Source organism: Streptomyces sp. NPDC054887 (assembly GCF_053610585.1).
In genome coordinates this window covers 1-19,133 of record NZ_JBSGYQ010000093.1, presented here as the reverse complement: position 1 = coordinate 19,133, position 19,133 = coordinate 1, and the positions used below count along the sequence as shown (strand labels likewise).

At 74.0% G+C, this 19,133-nt stretch carries 10 protein-coding genes; 5 read left to right on the top strand and 5 right to left on the bottom strand.

Annotation, left to right across the window (positions count from 1 at the left end):
- Positions 1 to 127: 127 nt before the first annotated feature.
- The 5 genes from ACWGH0_RS32180 to ACWGH0_RS32160 all read right to left on the bottom strand — a co-directional run bounded on the left by ACWGH0_RS32180 (position 128) and on the right by ACWGH0_RS32160 (position 7,988).
- Positions 128 to 931, bottom strand: coding sequence for a ParB/RepB/Spo0J family partition protein (locus tag ACWGH0_RS32180; RefSeq protein WP_453407809.1), 804 nt, complete (start codon positions 929 to 931; stop codon positions 128 to 130).
- Positions 931 to 1,698, bottom strand: a complete 768-nt coding sequence (locus ACWGH0_RS32175; RefSeq protein ID WP_453407808.1) for a nucleotide-binding protein — start codon at positions 1,696 to 1,698, stop codon at positions 931 to 933. Before ACWGH0_RS32175 ends, ACWGH0_RS32180 begins: the two co-directional genes overlap by 1 nt.
- Before the next feature lie 108 nt (positions 1,699 to 1,806).
- A complete protein-coding gene (locus tag ACWGH0_RS32170) occupies positions 1,807 to 3,414 on the bottom strand; it encodes an alpha/beta hydrolase (protein WP_453407807.1) in 1,608 nt (535 codons plus the stop codon).
- Positions 3,415 to 3,641: 227 nt separating this feature from the next.
- On the bottom strand, positions 3,642 to 5,204 hold the full coding sequence (locus ACWGH0_RS32165; RefSeq protein WP_453407806.1) for an alpha/beta hydrolase: 1,563 nt from the start codon (positions 5,202 to 5,204) through the stop codon (positions 3,642 to 3,644).
- 189 nt (positions 5,205 to 5,393) lie between these two features.
- Entirely contained in the window at positions 5,394 to 7,988 is a 2,595-nt protein-coding gene (locus ACWGH0_RS32160; RefSeq protein ID WP_453407811.1) for a flippase-like domain-containing protein, read from the bottom strand.
- A 260-nt stretch (positions 7,989 to 8,248) separates the two neighbouring features.
- Here ACWGH0_RS32160 and ACWGH0_RS32155 point away from each other — a divergent pair, with 260 nt between their 5' ends.
- From ACWGH0_RS32155 to nudC, 5 genes are all read left to right on the top strand, one after another.
- Complete coding sequence (locus ACWGH0_RS32155) at positions 8,249 to 8,644, top strand: MGMT family protein (protein ID WP_453407805.1); 396 nt, start codon at positions 8,249 to 8,251, stop codon at positions 8,642 to 8,644.
- Positions 8,645 to 8,931: 287 nt separating this feature from the next.
- The gene (locus tag ACWGH0_RS32150; protein WP_453407804.1) at positions 8,932 to 12,543 is read left to right on the top strand and encodes a UvrD-helicase domain-containing protein; all 3,612 of its coding nucleotides are present in this window, start codon (positions 8,932 to 8,934) and stop codon (positions 12,541 to 12,543) included.
- Positions 12,544 to 12,631: 88 nt separating this feature from the next.
- Positions 12,632 to 16,570: a UvrD-helicase domain-containing protein gene (locus ACWGH0_RS32145; protein WP_453407803.1), complete on the top strand. Its 3,939-nt coding sequence runs from the start codon at positions 12,632 to 12,634 to the stop codon at positions 16,568 to 16,570.
- Between the two features lie 10 nt (positions 16,571 to 16,580).
- The gene (locus ACWGH0_RS32140) at positions 16,581 to 17,981 is read left to right on the top strand and encodes a dipeptidase (protein ID WP_453407802.1); all 1,401 of its coding nucleotides are present in this window, start codon (positions 16,581 to 16,583) and stop codon (positions 17,979 to 17,981) included.
- A gap of 173 nt (positions 17,982 to 18,154) precedes the next feature.
- Entirely contained in the window at positions 18,155 to 19,117 is a 963-nt protein-coding gene (nudC, locus tag ACWGH0_RS32135) for an NAD(+) diphosphatase (RefSeq protein WP_453407810.1), read from the top strand.
- Positions 19,118 to 19,133: the final 16 nt, after the last annotated feature.

Sequence of the window (19,133 nt, the reverse complement as noted above, 5' to 3'; positions counted from 1 at the left end):
GGGCGGCCCCTTCGCGTGTGCCGGTGGCGGCCCGGCGCGGCCTGGTGGCGACCTCGCGGTGCCGGTGCCGGTGCCGGTGCCGGACGGGACGCGGGTCAGCGGGCGCCGGTGGCGGACGACACGTGGGTCAGCGGCGGGCGGCCAGCAGCTCGGCGACCCTTTCGAGCGCGGCGGGAGCCAGGTTCCGGCGCAGTACGTCGACCAGCTCCTCGGGGGTGCTCCTGCTGTCGAGGGTGATTACGCCGTAATCGCTCCGCCGCCGCGCCTTCGGAACGGGCGGCGGGTCGTCCGCCCGCACGGCGGCGGGCAGCCGCTGCTCGTCGCGCGGCAGCCGCGCGATCCGCCGGGCGTCCTCGACCGAGACCCGTCCGTCGGCCAGCGCCTCCTGAAGGTCCTCCCGGAGCCGCATCAGCGACAGCCGCTGCGAGACGAACCCCTGGGTCTTGCCGATCCGGGCCGCCACCTGCCGCTGCGAGTAGCCGTAGGAGGTGATCAGCCCCTGGATGGCCTGCGCCTGTTCCAGTTCGGTGAGGTCGTCGCGCTGGACGTTCTCGATCAGCGCGTCCTCGTCGGTGCGGGTCGCGTCCTCCCGGACGAGCACCGGCACCTCGCGGAGCCCGGCGAGTTTGGCGGCGGCCAGCCTGCGGTGCCCGTGCAGCACGACGTACGGGGCGTCGCCGACGGCCGACTCGTGCTGCGGGTGCGCCGCGAGGAAGGCGCCCCGGGAGACGACGCCGAGCGCCTGGAGCACCCCGCGCTCGCGCAGCGTCTCGGCCAGGCCGTCCAGGTCGCGCAGCTCGTGGCGCGGGTTGTCGGGGTTCTCGGCGAGGTCCGTGACGGGCACGGTCAGCGGGTAGGTGTCCCGCCCGGGCCGCGGCACGGGCTCGTCGCCCGGGGTGAGCAGGGTCGCGAGATCGGTGCGGCGGCCCATCAGCGGACCACCGCCTTCTTGGCGGCGCGGCGCGCCCGCCCGGGCCTGGCGGGGGCCGGGATCACCGCGAGACCGACCTCCAGGGCCAGGCGGAAGAAGTCCTCCCGGGCCTGGAGCGCCACGCGGTTGGCGCCGTACTGGGTGACCACGAGGCCGTCCGCGGAGGCCCGGGTGTGCAGCTTGTAGTGGCGTACGACGGTGCGTGCGAGGGGCCAGTCCTGCGCCTCGACGAACGCGCGGGTCTGCTCCAGGTCGGCCTTGCCGTCGCGCGGGTCCCAGTTGTTGATGACCACGCGGAACGGCAGTCCGCGCGGTTTCACGACCCGCTCGATGGTCCGCTGCGTGGGCTGGAAGCCCAGCGGTTCCGGCTCGATCGGCACGATGACGTCGTGCGCGCTGTCGAGGACGGCCCGCAGCGCGTCCGCGGCGGCCCCCCTGCCGAGCGGGTCGCCGCCGTCGGTCCCCGCGAGGTCGAGCCAGCCGGGCGTGTCCACGAAGACGTGCTGGGCGGACGGGATGCGGGCGAGGGCGGCGAGCCCGGGGAGGTCGTCGTGCGCCTGGACGAAGTCGAACGGCAGGCCGTCGCCGACCCGTTCCGACCACCACACGGCGGAGCCCTGCGGGTCGATCGACACGGCGACCACCGGCGGGCGCTCGCCCGCCGATCCGGCGCCGAGCACGTCTGCGGTGACGGCGGCGAGGTTCACGGCGAGCGTGGATTTACCCACGCCGCCCTTCTGATTGAGAATCACGTGTACGTGTGCCACGACCACTCTCCCTGTTTCGCGCAAATCCGACATTCGGGATTTACGGTCACTCTGGCAGTGGCGCGCGGACGGGAACCGCGTACACGCCGGGAGCGGCCCCGTTCGCCGCTACGAACAGGTGGTGCGCTGCGCCGGGACCCTGCCGCCGAGGAAGTACGGGTCCACGGCGCCGGTTATGCAGGCGTTGCCCGTCAGGTACGCCCCGTGGCCCTCGCCCTCGTACGTGAGCTGCACGCCGACGCCCTCGCCGAGCTCCTCGACCATCCGCAGCGAGCCCTCGTACGGGGTGGCCGAGTCGCCCTTGCCGCCGATCACCAGCACCGGGGGAGCGCCCTTCGCGCCGACCTCGGGGGTCACGTGCTCGCCCTCGACCGGCCAGGAGGCGCACCACCCGGCCAGGTCCCAGGCCAGATAGGGACCAAAAACGGGGGACACCTTCCGGAAGTCCGCCAGGTGCTCCGCTCGGACCTGCTCGCCGCTCACGCGGCCCTTGGCGTCGGCGCAGTGGATGGCCCGCTGGGCGTGCTGGTCCGTGCCGTGCCGCCCGGCCGCGTCACGGTTGTTGTACGCGTCGGCGAGCCGCAGCAGCGTGCGGCCGTCGCCGCTGTGCGCCTCGCGCAGGGCCCGGGTGAGAGTGGGCCGGCTGTCCTCGCTGTAGAGCTGGGAGAGGATGCCGGTGATCGCGAGGCTCTGCGTGAGCGGACGGCCTGTACCGGTCGGCAGCGGTTTCCCGTCGAGCCGGTCCAGGAGCCGCACGACCCGCGCGGTGCCGGACCGGGCGGAGGAGCCGGTGCTCACGAAGTAGTGGTCGAGGGCGCGCTGGAACCCCAGGGCCTGGTTGCGGGAGTGGCGCACGAAGTCCGCCGACGGGTCGACGACGGCGTCCAGCGCCATGCGCCCGACCTTGCGGGGGAAGAGGTGCGCGTACGTGCCGCCCAGCTCCGTGCCGTAGGAGAAGCCGAAGTAGTTCAGTTTCCTGTCGCCGAGGACCTGGCGGATCAGGTCCATGTCGCGGGCGGCGTTGCTCGTCCCGACGTGCGGCAGGACCGTGCCGGAACGCTTGGCGCAGCCCGCGCCGAAGGCGGCCGCGTCGTCGAGGTAGGCCCTCTCCTCGGCGGGCGTGTCGGGGGTGGCGTCCAGCCGGAAGGACGCCTCGGTCTGCCGGTCGTCGCGGCAGACGACGGCGGAACTCGCCGCGACGCCGCGCGGGTCGAAGCTCACCAGGTCGTACCGCGTGTGCAGGGAGGCGAAGCCCGGTGCGTGCCCGGGCATCGCCGCGACCCCGGAGCCGCCCGGTCCGCCGAAGTTGAACAGCAGCGAGCCGAGGCGGCGGTCGCTGTCGGTGGCCTTCGAGCGGATCAGCGCGATGCCGATCGTCGCACCGCCCGGGTCGCGGTAGTCCAGGGGCGCGGTGAGGGTGGCGCACCGCCAGCCGCCGCCGGGCGCCGGGGCGCCGCCGGCCCTGTCCGGCGCGGCGCACGCCTTCCAGTCCAGCCGCTGGCCGGTGAGTTTGGCGGGCAGGGCGGGCAGCCGGTCGTCGGCGTCCCCGGCGGAGCCCGGGCCGGTGGGAGCGGCCGACGGGGCAGAGGCCGATGCGGGGGCAGCGGGTGAGGCGGTGGGGGCGGCCGGGCCCGCGCCGCTGCCGCAGCCGGTGGCCGCACCCACCGTGAGGAGCGCGGCGGCTGCCAGGGCGGCCGCCCGTACGAGATGCGCCATCGTGGCCCCCCACCAAGACCCTGGAGTCGAACTCGACTCGAACCGACTCGAATGCAGATTCGCAATCCTAGGCGGCCCCACTGACAGTCCCCTTGCCCGTCCGCCGACGTCCGTTCGCCCGCGTCAAGTCCGCCGGCAGTCGCCCACGCCCCGGCCGCCCCGTCCGCCGTACGGTCCGGCGCCCGGACGGGCGGTCACCCGTCCGCCCGGCGAACCCACGGACCGCCCTACGGGCACACCGTCCCGTCGGCCGGCACCTTGCCCCTCAGCAGGTACGCGTCCACGGCCCGCTGCACGCAGGCGTCTCCGCCGTTGTACGCCCCGTGGCCCTCGCCCTTGTACGTCAGCTCGATGCCGACACCCCCGCCGAGCTCCCGCGCCATCCTCTTCGCGCCCGCGTAGGGCGTCGCCGGGTCGCCGGTGGTCCCGATGACCAGGATGGGGGCCGAGCCGGGCGCGCTCACATCGGGCGTGTCCCGCTGGCCTTCCACCGGCCACGCGGAGCAGCCCAGCAGCCCCCAGCCGAGGAACTCGCCGAAGACGGGCGAGGCCGCGCGGAACTCGGGCAGCTTCGCCTTGGTCTGCGCGAGGTCGAAACGCGCCTTGTCGTCCACGCAGTTGATGGCGGCGTTCGCGGCGCCGATGTTGCTGTACGAACCGTCGGGGTTCCGGCCGTTGAGGGAGTCGGAGAGGCTCAGCAGCAGCTCGCCGTTGCCGCCGTCCGCCTCGTCGAGGCCCTGCTCCAGGTACTTCCAGTACTCCTTGGAGTAGAGGGTCTGGATGATGCCGTTGGCGGCGTGGGTCTGGGTCAGCTCGCGGTCGCCGATGCCCTTGACGGGCTTCCCGTCGAGCCGCTTCAGCAGGCCGACGACGAACTCCTCGATGTCCCGCACGTCGTTGCCGGGCAGCGCGCACTCGTCGCCGCGCGCCACGCAGTCCTTCGCGAAGTTCTCGAAAGCGAGCTGGAAGCCTTTGGCCTGGCCCAGCGACCCCTGCTCGGAGGACTGCGTGGGGTCGACGACCGCGTCGAAGACCGCCCTGCCGACCTTCTTGGGGAACAAGTGGGCGTAGACGCCGCCCAGTTCGGTGCCGTACGAGATGCCGAAGTAGTGCAGCTTGTCGTCTCCGAGTACCTGCCGCAGGAGGTCCATGTCCCGGGCCGCGTTGGCGGTGCCGACGTACGGCAGCTCCTCGCCCGAGTTGTCCTCGCAGGCGGCGGAGTACTTCTCCAGGCCGTCGATGACGGTCTTCTCCTCGGCGGCGTCGTCCGGGGTGCTGTCCTCGGCGTAGTACGCGTCGAGTTCCTTGTCGTCCTGGCACTGGACGCCCACGCTGCGGCCGACGCCGCGCGGGTCGAAGCTGACCAGGTCGTAGCGGGAGCGCAGGCGCTCGTAGTCGGCGGCCAGGGAGGGCAGGCCGGTCACCCCGGAGCCGCCGGGACCGCCGAAGTTGAAGACGAGCGACCCGATGCGGTTCTCCGGGTCGCGGGCCTTCGCCCGTACGAGCGCCAGCTCGATCGTCTCGCCGTCGGGCTGCGCGTAGTCCCGCGGAACGTCCATGAAGGCGCACTGCCACTCGGCCCCGCCCGGGAGCGGCGAGGGGGACGGGCCGCCGCCCTCGGCCGCCGACGGCGCGGGGCACTGCGTCCAGCTGAGCTTCTGGGCCGCCAGGCCGTTGTCGCCGCCCGCGTCCTTCCCCTGGTCGCCGTCGTCGGAACAGCCGGCGAGGGACACGAGAACGGCGGTGGCGGCGAGGACGGCCGTGGCACGCAGGGCGGCGGAGGTCGGCATGCGTCCATCGTGCGACGGGGCGCGGGAGCGTGCGCCCCGGGAGCGCCATTCGGACGGCGTACGCGGGACCGGCCCGTCCCCCGGACACGGGACCGGCCCGTCCCCGGACACGGGACCGGCCCGTCCCCGGACGCGTCCGGGATGGTTCCCCGGCGGACCCGTGGGCGTACGCCCACGGAGCCCGTCCCGCTAGAGCTGGCCCTTGCGCGTCAGATGGTTGAAGAACAGCCACCCCGGCAGCACCGGAAGCCAGAACGTCAGCAGCCGGTACAGCAGCACCGCCGACGTCGCGACGCCGCCCCCGAGACCGGCGAGCGTCAGAGCGGCGATCAGCGCGCCCTCGACCGCGCCGACACCGCCGGGCGTCGGCACGGCGGAGCCCAGCGCGTTGGCGGTCAGGAACACCACCGCGATGGTGGCGTAGCTCAGCTGGACGTCGCTGTCGAAGGCACGCACCGACGCGTCCAGGCACAGCACGAACGCGGCGGTCAGCAGCAGCATCCCGCCGATGCCGGTGATCAGCTTCTGGGGCCGCTGGAGCACGTCGAGCATGCGCGGCACGACACCCGCGAACAGCGACCGCACCCGCGTCACCACGAACCGGCGCAGGAACGGCACGGCCGTCACCACCAGCGCCAGCACGGCCGCCGTCAGCAGCCCGGCGATCACCGTCCTGGACGGGGACAGCGTGGGGGTCCGCTCGGTGCCCGTCACGTAGCCGAAGACCATCAGCAGCGAGATGTGGCTGGCGAGACCGAACAGCTGCGACGCTCCGACGCTCGCCACCGCCAGCCCGGGACGCACCCCCGCGCGCTGGAGGAAGCGGGTGTTCAGCGCCACACCGCCGATCGCCGCCGGCGCGACCAGCTTCACGAAGGAACCGGCCACCTGCGCCCCGACGGTGCGCCAGAAGGGCACCTTCTCCGGTACGAAGCCGAGCAGGCTCATGGCGGCCGCCGGGTAGCTCAGCGCGGAGAACAGCACGGCCACCGCGGCCCACCGCCAGTCCGCCGTCGCGATCGCGTCGCTGACGTCGTTGGCCATCAGCGTCGAGATCAGGAAGTACGCGACGAACGCGCCGGCGATGATGCTGACGAGCGTGCGCGGCCGGATGCGTTCCAGACGGGCGGGCTCGACCAGCGCCTGGGGACGGATGAGCAGCACCTGGTGGCGGATCTGCGACAGCAGGTCCTCCTCCCGCGCCTGCTCCAGCGCCTCCTCTATGGCGTCCTTCTCGGCCTTCTTCTCCGCCCGTACGTCCTTGCGCACGGCGGGCGCGGCCGGTTCGTCCGCGCCCCGCTCGGCCTTCGCGGCGTGCGACGCCTCGATCACCGCCTCGCGCTCACGCTGCGACCGTTCACGCGCAAGTCTGCGCAGCGTCGCCCGCGTGGAGCGGCTCAGCGCGATCGGCTGGAGCAGCGGAAGGCTGTCGGCGACCGCGTCGGGGCCCAGCACCTCCACGGCGGCGGCCACGGCCCGCTCGGCGCCCGCGCGCAGCCCGAGCGTCGTCAGGAGCTGCGCCACGTCCATCCGCAGGACGACGTCGCCCGCGGCGATCTCACCGCCGCGCAGATCGGTCAGGATCACCCTGCCGGAACGATCCACCAGGATCGCGTCGCCGACCAGCCTGCGATGGGCGATGCGGCGCGACTGGAGGGCTTTCACCTGGCGCCAGGCGCCGCGCAGCAGCTCGTCGGTGATCTCCTCGTCGGGCAGCGAGTCCAGCGACCGGCCGCCCAGGTGCTGGTACACGAGCATGACGGCGTCCGGGCCGAGCTCGGACGTGGCGATCAGCTTCGGCGCGTTGGCCCCGGCCGCGATGGCGGCGTACGCGAGCAGCGCCTCCTGCTCAAGGGCCTGGCGCAGCGACTGGATCGAGCGGCGCTGGGTGATGCCGCGCAGCGTGACCTGCCGCCACACGCGGTAGAAGAAGCCCTGTGCCTGCTGCTCGCGGTCGACGACGGTGACGTCGAGCGGCGGTCCGTCCTCCAGGGTGACGAGGTAGCGGCGGCCCCGGTCCCCCTGTTCCGGCGAATCGGGCACGTCCTCGGCGCGCATCGCCGTCACCGGACGGAACCCGACGTGCCGCAGCCCCGCGAGGAGGGTCTGCCCGGTGGGCCGCACGTTGGGCGACCCGACGGCATAGAGCGTCCCGTACGCGACCGTCCAGCCGATCAGCACGGTCACGATGATCGAGAACGGGGTGGTCTGCCGGCCGACCAGCACGGCGAACGAGTTGAGCAGCAGCACCGCCCACAGCGCCACGCGCCAGCGCGGCCTGCGGGCCATGCCGACCGCCGTCATGTACGCGATGACGGGAGCGAGGTAGCCGTGCACGGGATCGGTCAGTTCCCCGCTCGCCGTCGCCTGGGTGAGCGACTGCCTGATCGTCTCGGGGGCCGACTCGGCCACCCACAGGTCCGTGGCGAGCGCCACACCGTGCGCGAGGACGGCCGCGAGCACGCCGTCAGCGATCCGCAGCCCGTCGCGCTTGATGAGCCGCTCGATCGCGAAGGCGACGGGGAGGATCAGTACGGCGATGCTGGAGACCAGGCCGGCCAGTTTGATGAAGACGTCGGGCGTCTGGCCCGTTCCCTTGCTGATGTCCTCCTCGAGCCCGGACGCGGTGCCGTGCGCGAAGGCCGCGATGGCGAGCACGCAGATGATGCCGAGCACGCCGACGAGGAGTCGCACCAGGTCGGAGGGGCGGTGCACCCGCGCGGCGAGCAGCGGCTCGTCGCCGGAGACACGGTCGATGTGGCTTCCCTCGGGCCCGTTGTCCATGGTCTCGGTGGGCCTTTCGGGTGCGTCAGGGTGCGACTCGGCGCCAGGGGTGCTCGCCACCGGGGGAGGCTGCACTCCCTGCTCCTTCGTCGTTTCTTCTTGGTCTCGTATCACCTGTCACCGCCCGGATGATGGTGGCATGACCGGATGACAGAGGGGGGCATCAGGGTGCATTGCGGGGGCGTGACGCGCACGGAAGGTGCGGGATACGCCCCATGGAGCAGCGTGCGCTGTCGGTGCCGTGGTGCAGGATGGACCGGATGAGCGACGAGCCGGAAGTCCCCGAACTCCCCGAGTACGCCGAACGCGTACTGGAGGTGGCCGAGGCGATTCCACCCGGCCGGGTGATGACGTACGGGGACGTCGCGGAGTGGCTGGAGGAGGGCGGCCCGCGCCAGGTGGGGCGGGTCATGGCGCTCTACGGCGGCGGCGCCCCCTGGTGGCGCGTGGTGCGCTCCGACGGCGTGCTGCTGCCCGGCCACGAGCTGCGGGCGCTCGGGCACTACCGCGAGGAGGGAACCCCCCTGCGGACGGCCTCCCGGCAGTCCGGGACCCACGTACCGCGGCTGGACATGAAGCAGGCGCGGTGGAACGGCGGAGCGGCCGGCTCCGGCGGAAGTGCACAAGCTCACACGACTCACACAGCTCACACCTGACAGCTTCCTGCATCCGGGGCCGCGGCGGGCGAAGCCCCGACCGGACGGGGCGCCGGACGGGCCGCCGACGGGGCCGCGGGGCGGGACAGGGAGCGGAGCCGCTGCGTCCCGGGCGTCCACTGGCGTAGCGTCGTGCGGACGCGGCACGCGCCCACCGTCCGTCCCCCGGGCACCGCGCCCCGCGCCAGGCGGCAAGTCACCCCGTACACCCACCAGGACCGGCGATCCACGTGAGCTCCTCCCTTCCCCCAGGTACCCCGGGTACCGCGAGTGCCTCCGGTACCGCGATGTCCGCCTGGCATCCGCCGCACCTCCAGGCGCGGCAGCGGACTCCGGGCGCGTACCGACTGGTGCGTACCCGGCCGGGCCCCGTGGACCCTCCTCTTCTGGACGCACGACAGCGTGCCGTGGTTGACCATGCCGGCGGGCCGCTGCTCGTCCTCGCAGGACCGGGCACCGGCAAGACGACGACCCTGGTGGAGGCGGTCGCCGCGCGCGTGGCCAAGGGGGCCGACCCGGAGCGCGTCCTGGTGCTCACGTTCAGCCGCAAGGCGGCGGTCGAACTGCGCGACCGGATGGCGCTGCGGCTCGGCGGCGCGTACGGGCCGCAGGCGACCACCTTCCACTCCTTCTGCTACGCCCTGGTCCGCGCGCACCAGGACAGCGACCTCTTCAGCGAACCCCTGCGTCTGCTGTCCGGCCCCGAGCAGGACGTCGCCGTGCGCGAGCTGCTCGCGGGCCACGTCGACCTGGAGCGCGACGGCCGGACCGCGCCCGTCCACTGGCCGGACGAACTGCGGGCCTGCCTCACGACGCGCGGCTTCGCCGACGAGGTGCGCGCGGTACTGGCGCGCAGCCGCGAGCTGGGACTCGGGCCCGACTCCCTGGGAGCGTTCGCGGCGCGTACGGGGCGGCCCGACTGGAAGGCCGCGGCGGCCTTCCTGGCCGAGTACCTCGACGTACTCGACATGCAGGGCGTCCTCGACTACGCCGAACTGGTCCACCGCGCGGTGCTGCTCGCCGAGCAGGCGGAGCTGACCGGGCGGCTCAGCGCGCGGTACGACGCGGTCTTCGTGGACGAGTACCAGGACACCGATCCCGCACAGGTCCGCCTCCTGCGTGCGCTGGCAGGCTCGGGCCGCACCCTGGTGGCGTTCGGCGACCCCGACCAGTCGATCTACGCGTTCCGGGGAGCGGACGTCGGCGGCATCCTCGACTTCCCGGACACGTTCCGGGGAACGGACGGAAGCCCTTCCCCGGTGGAGGTGCTGACCACCTCCCGCCGCTCGGGAGCGGGCCTCCTGGCGGCCACCCGCCTGCTCACCCGCCGGATGCCCCTGACGCGTCTCCCGGCGGAGAAGGTACGGGCGCACAGGGAGCTGGTCCCGGTACGCGAAGGGGGCCGCACCGAGGTCTACACGTACCCGACGGCGGGCACCGAGCTCGACAACATCGCGGACATCCTGCGCCGCGCCCACCTGGAGGAGGGCGTGCCGTGGAACGACATGGCGGTACTGGTCCGCGCGGGCGGTCGTACGATCCCCGCCGTACGACGGGCCCTCACCTCCGCGGGCGTCCCCCTGGAGATCGACGGCGACGACCTGGCCCTGCGCCACGAGCCCGCCGTGACCCCCCTCCTGACAGCTCTGCGGGCAGTGGCCGAGGCGGCGGTGGCGGGGGCGGCCGGCGACGGGGGAGCCGCCGGTGAGGGGGCGCCCGGCGCCGGGTCGGCCGCCGGTTCGGGCGGTGACGAGTACGCCGCTTCCGTCGAGGGGCGCCGGGACGGTGACGCCGGGGCGGACGGCAACGCCGACGCCGGGCCGCAGGGCGGCGCAGACCCGGAGCCCGCCGAGGGCCCCGTACGCGCCGGTGCTCCGCAGGAGACCCGAGCCGGGACCGGCGGGAACGCCGACGCCGGGCCGCAGAGTGGCGCGGACCCCGAGCCCGCGCCCGGTTCCGTACCCGCCGACGAAGGGCAGGGCGCCGCGGCCGACGGGAGCCGCACGCCGCCGTCCGTCACCACCTGGATCAGTACCGAGGTGGCCGCGGAGCTGCTCGCCTCGCCGCTCGCCGGCATGGACACCGCCGACCTGCGCCGTCTCGGCCGCGCCCTGCGCGACGAGGAGCGCGCCGCCGGGAACCGTCTGCCCCCGCCCTCCGACGAGCTGCTCGCCCGCGCCCTGGCCGAACCGGAGCGCCTGGCCGCGCACGACCCGGCGTACGCCCGCGGCGCCCAGCGTCTCGGCGCGCTCCTGCGCAGGGCCCGCACCCTCCTGGAAGCGGGCGGCACCGCCGAAGAGGCGCTGTGGGAGCTGTGGGACGGCACCCCCTGGCCCGGCCGCCTCGAACGCGCGGCCCTGCGCGGCGGCGCGGCCGGCCGCAACGCCGACCGCGACCTCGACGCGGTGTGCGCGCTGTTCGACACCGCGGCCCGCGCCGAGGAGCGCTCCGGAGGCCGGGGCGCGCTCAACTTCCTGGCGGAGCTCGACGCCCAGGACATCGCCGCCGACACCCTCGGCAAGCGGGCCGTACGCCCCGACGCCGTACGCCTGATGACCGCGCACCGCTCGAAGGGGCTGGAGTGGCGGCTCGTCGTCGTGGCCGGTGTGCAGGAGGGGCTGTGGCCGGACCTGCGCCGCCGGGGTTCCCTCCTCGAAGCGGACCGGATCGGCCGCGACGGGCTCGCCGAGCCCCTCACCCCCGGCGCCCTCCTCGCCGAGGAACGCCGCCTCTTCTACGTCGCCGCCACCCGCGCCCGCGACCGCCTGGTCGTCACCGCGGTGAAGGCGCCCGCCGACGACGGCGACCAGCCCTCCCGCTTCCTCACCGAACTCGGCGTCGAACCCAAGGACGTCACAGGACGCCCCCGCCGCCCCCTCGCCGTGGCAGCGCTCGTCGCGGAGCTGCGCGCCACCACCGTCGACCCGGCGGCGACCCCGGCCCTGCGCGACGCCGCCGCCCGCCGCCTGGCACGACTGGCCGCGCTCGCGGACGAGGACGGCCAGCCGCTGGTCCCCTCGGCGCACCCGTACCGCTGGTGGGGCCTGTACGACCCGACGCACAGCGCCGTTCCCCTGCGCGACCGCGAACAGCCCGTGGCGCTCTCGGGAAGCGCACTGGACCAGCTCGCGAACACGTGCTCCCTCCAGTGGTTCCTGGGACGCGAGGTCAAGGCGGACGCACCCGCGACCGCCGCCCAGGGCTTCGGCAACGTCGTGCACGTCCTCGCCGACGAGGTCGCGTCGGGCCGTACGCCCGCCGACCTCGCGGTGCTCATGGAACGCCTCGACTCCGTGTGGGACGCGCTGGCCTTCGACGCCCCCTGGAAATCGCGGCAGGAGAAGGACCACGCGCGCGTGGCGCTCGAACGCTTCCTCCAATGGCACGTCATGGACCGCGGCGGCCGCACCCCGGTGGCCACCGAGCACGACTTCGACGTGACGCTGGAGGCGGGCGGCGCGTACGAGGTCCGCATCCGGGGCTCCATGGACCGCGTCGAGACGGACGCCGAGGGACGCGCCTACGTCGTCGACTTCAAGACCGGCAAGGCGGCCCCCACGCGCGAGGAGGTGGCCCGCCACCCGCAGCTCGCCGTCTACCAGCTCGCCGTACGGGAAGGAGCCGTGGACGAGGCGTTCGGGGGAACGCGCCCCGAGCCCGGCGGCGCCGAACTCGTACAGCTGCGCCAGGCGGCCGCCAAGAAGGACGGCGGCGACGCGCTGCCCAAGATCCAGGCGCAGGAGCCCCTGGCGGGGGAGTGGGTCGGCGATCTCCTCGCCACCGCCGCCGGGCGCGTACTCGACGAACGCTTCAGCCCGGCGACCGGCCAGCACTGCACCCACTGCGCGTTCCGCGCCTCGTGCAGCGCTCAGCCGGAGGGACGCCACGTCGTCGAGTAGCCCGGGGCCGCACGCCGGGACCCATGGCGGCGGGTGGCCGCCGCCTCACGGGACGTGGTTGTCGGTGGGGGCGGCTAGCCTCTCTGGAGTGTCAGCCCGAATCACCGACCCCGAGGAGCTCAAAGAGCTCCTCGGCATCCCGTTCACCCCGGAGCAGATGGCGTGCATCACCGCACCCCCCGCCCCGCAGGTCATCGTGGCCGGAGCCGGTTCGGGCAAGACGACGGTCATGGCCGCGCGCGTCGTGTGGCTGGTCGGCACGGGGCAGGTCGCGCCCGAGCAGGTGCTGGGGCTCACCTTCACCAACAAGGCGGCCGGTGAGCTGGCCGAGCGCGTCCGCAAGGCGCTGGTGCGCGCCGGGGTGACCGACCCCGACGTCATCGACCCCGACAACCCTCCCGGCGAGCCCAGGATCTCGACGTACCACGCCTTCGCCGGGCAGCTCCTCGCCGAACACGGTCTGCGCATCGGTGTCGAACCGACCGCCCGCCTGCTCGCCGACGCCACCCGCTACCAGCTCGCCGCACGGGTGCTGCGGGAGGCGCCCGGACCGTACCCGGCGCTCACCAAGTCGTTCCCGTCCCTGGTCAGCGACCTGCTCGCGCTGGACGCGGAGCTGGCCGAGCACCTGGTGAAGCCGGCCCGCCTCGCGACGTACGACAGCGAGCTGCTGCACACCCTCGCGTCCGTCAGGCTCTCCAACGCCGACCTGCGCAAGATCCCCGAGGCGGCCGCCGCCCGCCTCGAACTCCTCGACCTCACCGCCCGCTACCGCGAGGCCAAGCGCAGCCGCGACCTCCTCGACTTCGGCGACCAGATCGCGCTCTCCGCCGAACTCGCGCTCACCAGCGAGGAGGCCGGCCGGATCCTGCGCGACGAGTTCCGGGTCGTCCTGCTCGACGAGTACCAGGACACGTCCGTCGCCCAGCGCCTGCTCCTGTCCGGGCTGTTCGGCGGCGGCACCGGGCACGCGGTGACGGCCGTCGGCGACCCCTGCCAGGCGATCTACGGCTGGCGCGGCGCGTCCGTCGCCAACCTCGACGACTTCCCCGCCCACTTCCCGTACGCCGACGGAAGCCCCGCCGCCCGCTACTCGCTCAGCGAGAACCGCCGCAGCGGTGGCCGCCTCCTCGACCTCGCCAACGGCCTCGCCGTGCCCCTGCGCGCCATGCACGAGGGCGTGGAGGCCCTGCGCCCGGCCCCGGGCGCCGAACGCGACGGCATCGTCCGCTGCGCCCTGCTGCCCACCCACGCGCAGGAGATCGCGTGGCTGGCCGACTCGATAGCCCACCTCGTCCGTACGGGCAAGGAGCCGGGCGAGATCGCCGTCCTGTGCCGTACGGCGGGCGACTTCGCCGAGATCCAGGGCGCGCTCGTGGACCGCGACGTACCGGTCGAGGTGGTCGGTCTCTCCGGCCTGCTCCACCTCCCGGAGGTCGCGGACCTGGTCGCCGTCTGCGAAGTCCTCCAGGACCCCGGCGCCAACGCCTCGCTCGTACGGATCCTCACCGGACCGCGCTGGCGCATCGGGCCCCGCGACCTGGCGCTGCTCGGACGCCGCGCCCGCCTGCTCGTCCACCGCGCGCCGGGCGCCGACCCCGACGCCGACCCCGACGGCAGGCTGGCCGAGGCGGTCGAGGGAGTGGACCCGGCGGAGGTCGTGTCCCTGGCGGACGCGCTCGACACCTTCCTGGAGTCCGGCGGCGGTCCGGACGACGGCCTGCCCTTCTCGGCGGACGCCCGGGTCCGTTTCGCCCGCCTCGCGGCCGAGCTCCGCGATCTGCGGCGCTCGCTCGCGGACCCGCTGATGGACGTGCTGCACCGGGTGCTCGCCACGACGGGTCTCGAAGTGGAACTGTCCGCGTCCCCGCACGCCCTGGCCGCCCGCCGGCGCGAGACGCTCAGCAACTTCCTGGACGTCGCCGCGGGCTTCGCCGCACTCGACGGCGAGGCGAGCCTGCTGGCCTTCCTCGCCTTCCTGCGGACCGCCGCCCAGTACGAGAAGGGCCTGGACAACGCACTGCCCGGCGGCGAGAACACCGTCAAGGTCCTCACCGCCCACAAGTCCAAGGGCCTGGAGTGGGACGTCGTGGCGGTGCCGGGCCTGGTCACCGGCCACTTCCCCAGCGAGCAGTCGCGCGACGCCTGGACCTCCCAGGCGAAAGTCCTGCCGCACGCGCTGCGCGGCGACGCGAAGACGCTGCCTGACGTCGAGGACTGGGACGCGAAGGGCGTCAAGGCGTTCAAGGACGCGATGAAGGCGCACCAGCACACCGAGGAGCTGCGCCTCGGGTACGTCACGTTCACGCGGCCCCGCTCGCTACTGCTCGGCTCGGGCCACTGGTGGGGCCCCACCCAGAAGAAGCCGCGCGGGCCCTCCGGCTTCCTGCGGGCGCTGTACGACCACTGTGCGGCCGGCTACGGCGAGATCGAGGCGTGGGCGGACGAACCGGCGCCGGACGAGGAGAACCCCTCCCTGCGCGAGGCGGCGACGGACCGCGCCTGGCCGCTGCCGCTGGACCCGGATTCGCTGGCCCGCCGCCGCCGGGCGGCGGAGACGGTCATGGCTCACCTAAGGGCCCTGGCAACGGCGGGGACCGACGAGCCGGAGGCGGCGGAGCCGCCCACCGGCTCCGACCAGCCTGTGGATCCGCATGTCGAACCGGCCTACGAGCCGGACTTCGACGCCGACTTCGAACCGGACTTCGCGGCAGACTTCGAACCGGACTTCGAGGCCGACCTCGAACCGGAGCACGACGCACCCCCGGCCGACTGGGACACCTTGCTCACGGAACGCCCGACCGGGGCCGGGGCAGGGACCCGTGCCGCTCGGAGCGCGGCCTCCGAGACGGGCCGGCGGGACGAGGTCAGGGCCTACGTCGAGACCGGCACCCCGTCACACGACCGTGCCGAGCCTCCGCTCGGCACGGGAGAAGACGACACCAACCCGGCGGACGAGGACACTCACCGCCCGACCTCCCTGCCGCCGGGTGCCGTGCCCAGCGCCCGGTCGCACGCCCGGGCGGAGACGGCCGGCGGTGACGGCGCCCACGCGCACGCGGCGCCGCTTCACGACGCCGCCCCCTCTGCCCCGCACCACGACGCCGTACACGCCCGCCCGCACCCCACGGACACACCCCCCGGCGCGTCGCCGTCGGATGCGCCGCAGCCCGGCGCCCGGCCCCCGGGCAGGTCACCGTCGGAGTCGCCGGAAGCCGCCCCCGCGCCTCAGCACAGCCCAGGCAGGCCCCCGTCGTCCGGGGCCGCGGACGCCCAGCATCGTGCCCCCCGCCCCCGTACGGAGTCGCCGGTAGGGCCCCTCACCCCGGAGGAGGCGCGTGCCGTCGCCTCGTGGGACCGGGACCTCGACGCGCTCGCCGGCGAGCTGCGCCGGGCGCGGGCCACCACGCGGGACGTCGCCGTGCCGCCGTCTCTCACCGCGTCGCAGCTCCTGCGCCTCGCCGCCGACCCCGACGGCTTCGCCCAGGAGCTCGCCCGCCCCATGCCGCGCCCGCCCCAGCCCGCGGCCCGGCGCGGAACCCGGTTCCACGCGTGGGTGGAGTCGCGTTTCGAGGAACTGCCGCTGCCCATGCTCGGCCCGGACGAGCTGCCCGGCGGCGACGAGACGGAGGCCGAGATCGCGGACGAGCGCGACCTGGCCGCGCTCAAGGAGGCGTTCGACCGCACCCCGTACGCCCGCCGCACCCCGTACCGCGTCGAGGCCCCCTTCCACCTCACCCTCGCGGGCCGCGTCGTCCGGGGCCGCATAGACGCCGTGTACCGCGACGAGGAGACCGGCGCGTTCGAGATCGTCGACTGGAAGACCAGCCGCACCCGTGCCGCCGACCCCCTCCAGCTGGCCGTCTACCGCCTCGCCTGGGCGGAGCAGTACGACCTGCCCCTCGAATCCGTCGGCGCCGCGTTCCTCTACGTACGCACCGGAGAAGTCGCACGTCCGGCCCGTCTCCCGGGCCGTGCCGAGCTGGAACGGATCCTCCTGGACGAGCCCGGTCCGAGGGCCGGATAGGCTCGGGGCCATGAGCGACACCCCGGACAGCGTCGTCCGCACGTACATAGACACGCACCGCGATGCCTTCCTCGGCGACCTCGCCGAGTGGCTGCGCATCCCGTCCGTGTCGGCGCAGCCGGACCACGCCGCCGACGTGCGCCGCAGCGCCGAATGGCTCACCGGGAAGCTCAGGGAGACCGGGTTCCCGGTCGCCGAGATCTGGCCGACCGCGGGCGCCCCGGCGGTCTTCGCCGAGTGGCCCAGCGGCGACCCCGACGCCCCCACCGTGCTCGTCTACGGGCACCACGACGTGCAGCCCGCCGCCCGCGAGGACGGCTGGCACACCGACCCCTTCGAACCGGAGATCGTCGACGGCCGGCTCTACGCCCGAGGCGCGGCCGACGACAAGGGCCAGGTGTTCTTCCACACCCTCGGCGTACGCGCCCACCTCGCCGCCACCGGCCGCAGCGCGCCCGCCGTCAACCTGAAGCTGCTCGTCGAGGGTGAGGAGGAGTCCGGATCGCCGCACTTCCGCGCCCTCGTCGAGGAGCGCGCGGAGCGCCTCGCCGCCGACGCGGTGATCGTCTCCGACACCGGCATGTGGTCCGAGGACACCCCGACCGTCTGCACCGGCATGCGCGGGGTCGCCGACTGCGAGATCGACCTGTACGGGCCCGACCAGGACATCCACTCCGGGTCCTTCGGCGGGGCCGTCCCCAACCCGGCCACCGTCGCCGCCCGCCTGGTCGCCGCACTCCACGACGAGAACGAGCGCGTCACCGTCCCCGGCTTCTACGACGGCATCGTCGAACTCACGGACCGCGAGCGGGCACTCTTCGCCGAGCTTCCCTTCGACGAGGCCGCATGGCTGCGTACGGCCAAGTCGCGGGCCACGCTCGGCGAGGCGGGCCACACGACCCTGGAGCGCGTCTGGGCCCGCCCGACCGCCGAGGTCAACGGCATCGGCGGCGGTTATCAGGGCCCCGGCGGGAAGACCGTCGTGCCGTCCTCCGCGCACCTGAAACTGTCGTTCCGCCTGGTCGCGGGGCAGGAGCCGGAGAAGATCGAGCGCGCCGTCGCCGACTGGGCCGCGTCGCGCGTCCCGGCCGGCATCCGCCACGAGATCACGTTCGGCGCCGCCACCCGCCCGTGCCTCACGCCGCTCGACCACCCCGCCCTCCAGTCCGTCGTACGGGCCATGGGCCGGGCTTTCGGCCAGAAGATCCTCTTCACGCGCGAGGGGGGCTCAGGACCCGCCGCCGACCTCCAGGACCTGCTCGGTGCGCCGGTGCTCTTCCTGGGCGTCTCCGTACCGTCCGACGGCTGGCACTCGCCCAACGAGAAGGTCGAGCTCGACCTGCTGCTCAAGGGCGTCGAAACCACCGCCTACCTGTGGGGCGACCTCGCGGCGCACTGGCGCGCCTCCTGAACCTCAAGACCGTCCGAATCCACCAGGGGGAGTTGGAAGTACCTGTGAGCACCTCGACCGACCACACGGCACCGACCGCGGACAGCACGGCGACCACGGCGGCCACGGACACCACTGACACCTCGGCGACCACTGGCACCACGACGAACGTGCTCAACTCGGGCAACAGCGACATCTCGGATGGTCGCAACGGCTCGGACAGCGCGCCCGGCGTCCCGGACCGGCCCATCGGGCTCACCGCCCCGAGCGGCATCGACCGCGCAGCGCACCACCGCCTCGACGAGGCATGGCTGGCCGCCGCCTGGAGCCACCCCACGACCCGCGTCTTCGTGGTCTCCGGCGGGCAGGCGCTGATCGACGACACCCCGGACGGGCGCACCGAGCTCGTGATGACCCCGGCGTTCGAGGCCCCGGTCACCGAGACGCACCGCTACTTCCTCGGCACGGACGAGGAAGGCGTCAGCTACTTCGCGCTCCAGAAGGACTCCCTGCCGGGCCGCATGGACCAGTCGGCGCGCCCCGCCGGCCTGCGCGAGGCCGGGCTGCTGCTCGACCCGCGCGACGCCGGCCTGATGGTCCACGCCGTCGCCCTGGAGAACTGGCAGCGGCTGCACCGTTTCTGCTCACGCTGCGGCGAGCGCACCGTCATCGCGGCGGCCGGGCACATCCGCCGCTGCCAGGCGTGCGGCGCCGAGCACTACCCGCGCACCGACCCCGCCGTGATCATGCTGGTCACCGACGAGGAGGACCGGGCACTCCTCGGCCGTCAGGTGCACTGGCCGGAAGGCCGCTTCTCGACCCTCGCGGGCTTCGTGGAGCCGGGCGAGACGATCGAGGAGTCGGTCGCGCGCGAGGTCTTCGAGGAGGCGGGCGTCACCGTCGGCCGGGTCGAGTACGTCGCGAGCCAGCCGTGGCCCTTTCCCTCCAGCCTGATGCTGGGCTTCATGGCGCGCGCCACGTCGTCCGAGATCAACGTGGACGGCGAGGAGATCGAGGAGGCGCGCTGGTTCTCCAGGGACGACCTGCGCCGCGCCATCGAGAGCGGCGAGATCCTGCCCCCGTCGGGCATCTCGATCGCCGCCCGCCTGGTGGAGCTCTGGTACGGCGAGCCCCTGCCGAAGCCGCTGAACCCGTAGTCGGCGTACGTAGCCC

Coding starts and splice junctions, on each gene's coding strand:
- ACWGH0_RS32160 (WP_453407811.1), bottom strand. CDS start 7,988: ATGGACAACGGGCCCGAGGGAAGCCACATCGACCGTGTCTCCGGCGAC.
- ACWGH0_RS32140 (WP_453407802.1), top strand. CDS start 16,581: ATGAGCGACACCCCGGACAGCGTCGTCCGCACGTACATAGACACGCAC.
- ACWGH0_RS32165 (WP_453407806.1), bottom strand. CDS start 5,204: ATGCCGACCTCCGCCGCCCTGCGTGCCACGGCCGTCCTCGCCGCCACC.
- ACWGH0_RS32150 (WP_453407804.1), top strand. CDS start 8,932: ATGTCCGCCTGGCATCCGCCGCACCTCCAGGCGCGGCAGCGGACTCCG.
- ACWGH0_RS32180 (WP_453407809.1), bottom strand. CDS start 931: ATGGGCCGCCGCACCGATCTCGCGACCCTGCTCACCCCGGGCGACGAG.
- ACWGH0_RS32155 (WP_453407805.1), top strand. CDS start 8,249: ATGAGCGACGAGCCGGAAGTCCCCGAACTCCCCGAGTACGCCGAACGC.
- ACWGH0_RS32170 (WP_453407807.1), bottom strand. CDS start 3,414: ATGGCGCATCTCGTACGGGCGGCCGCCCTGGCAGCCGCCGCGCTCCTC.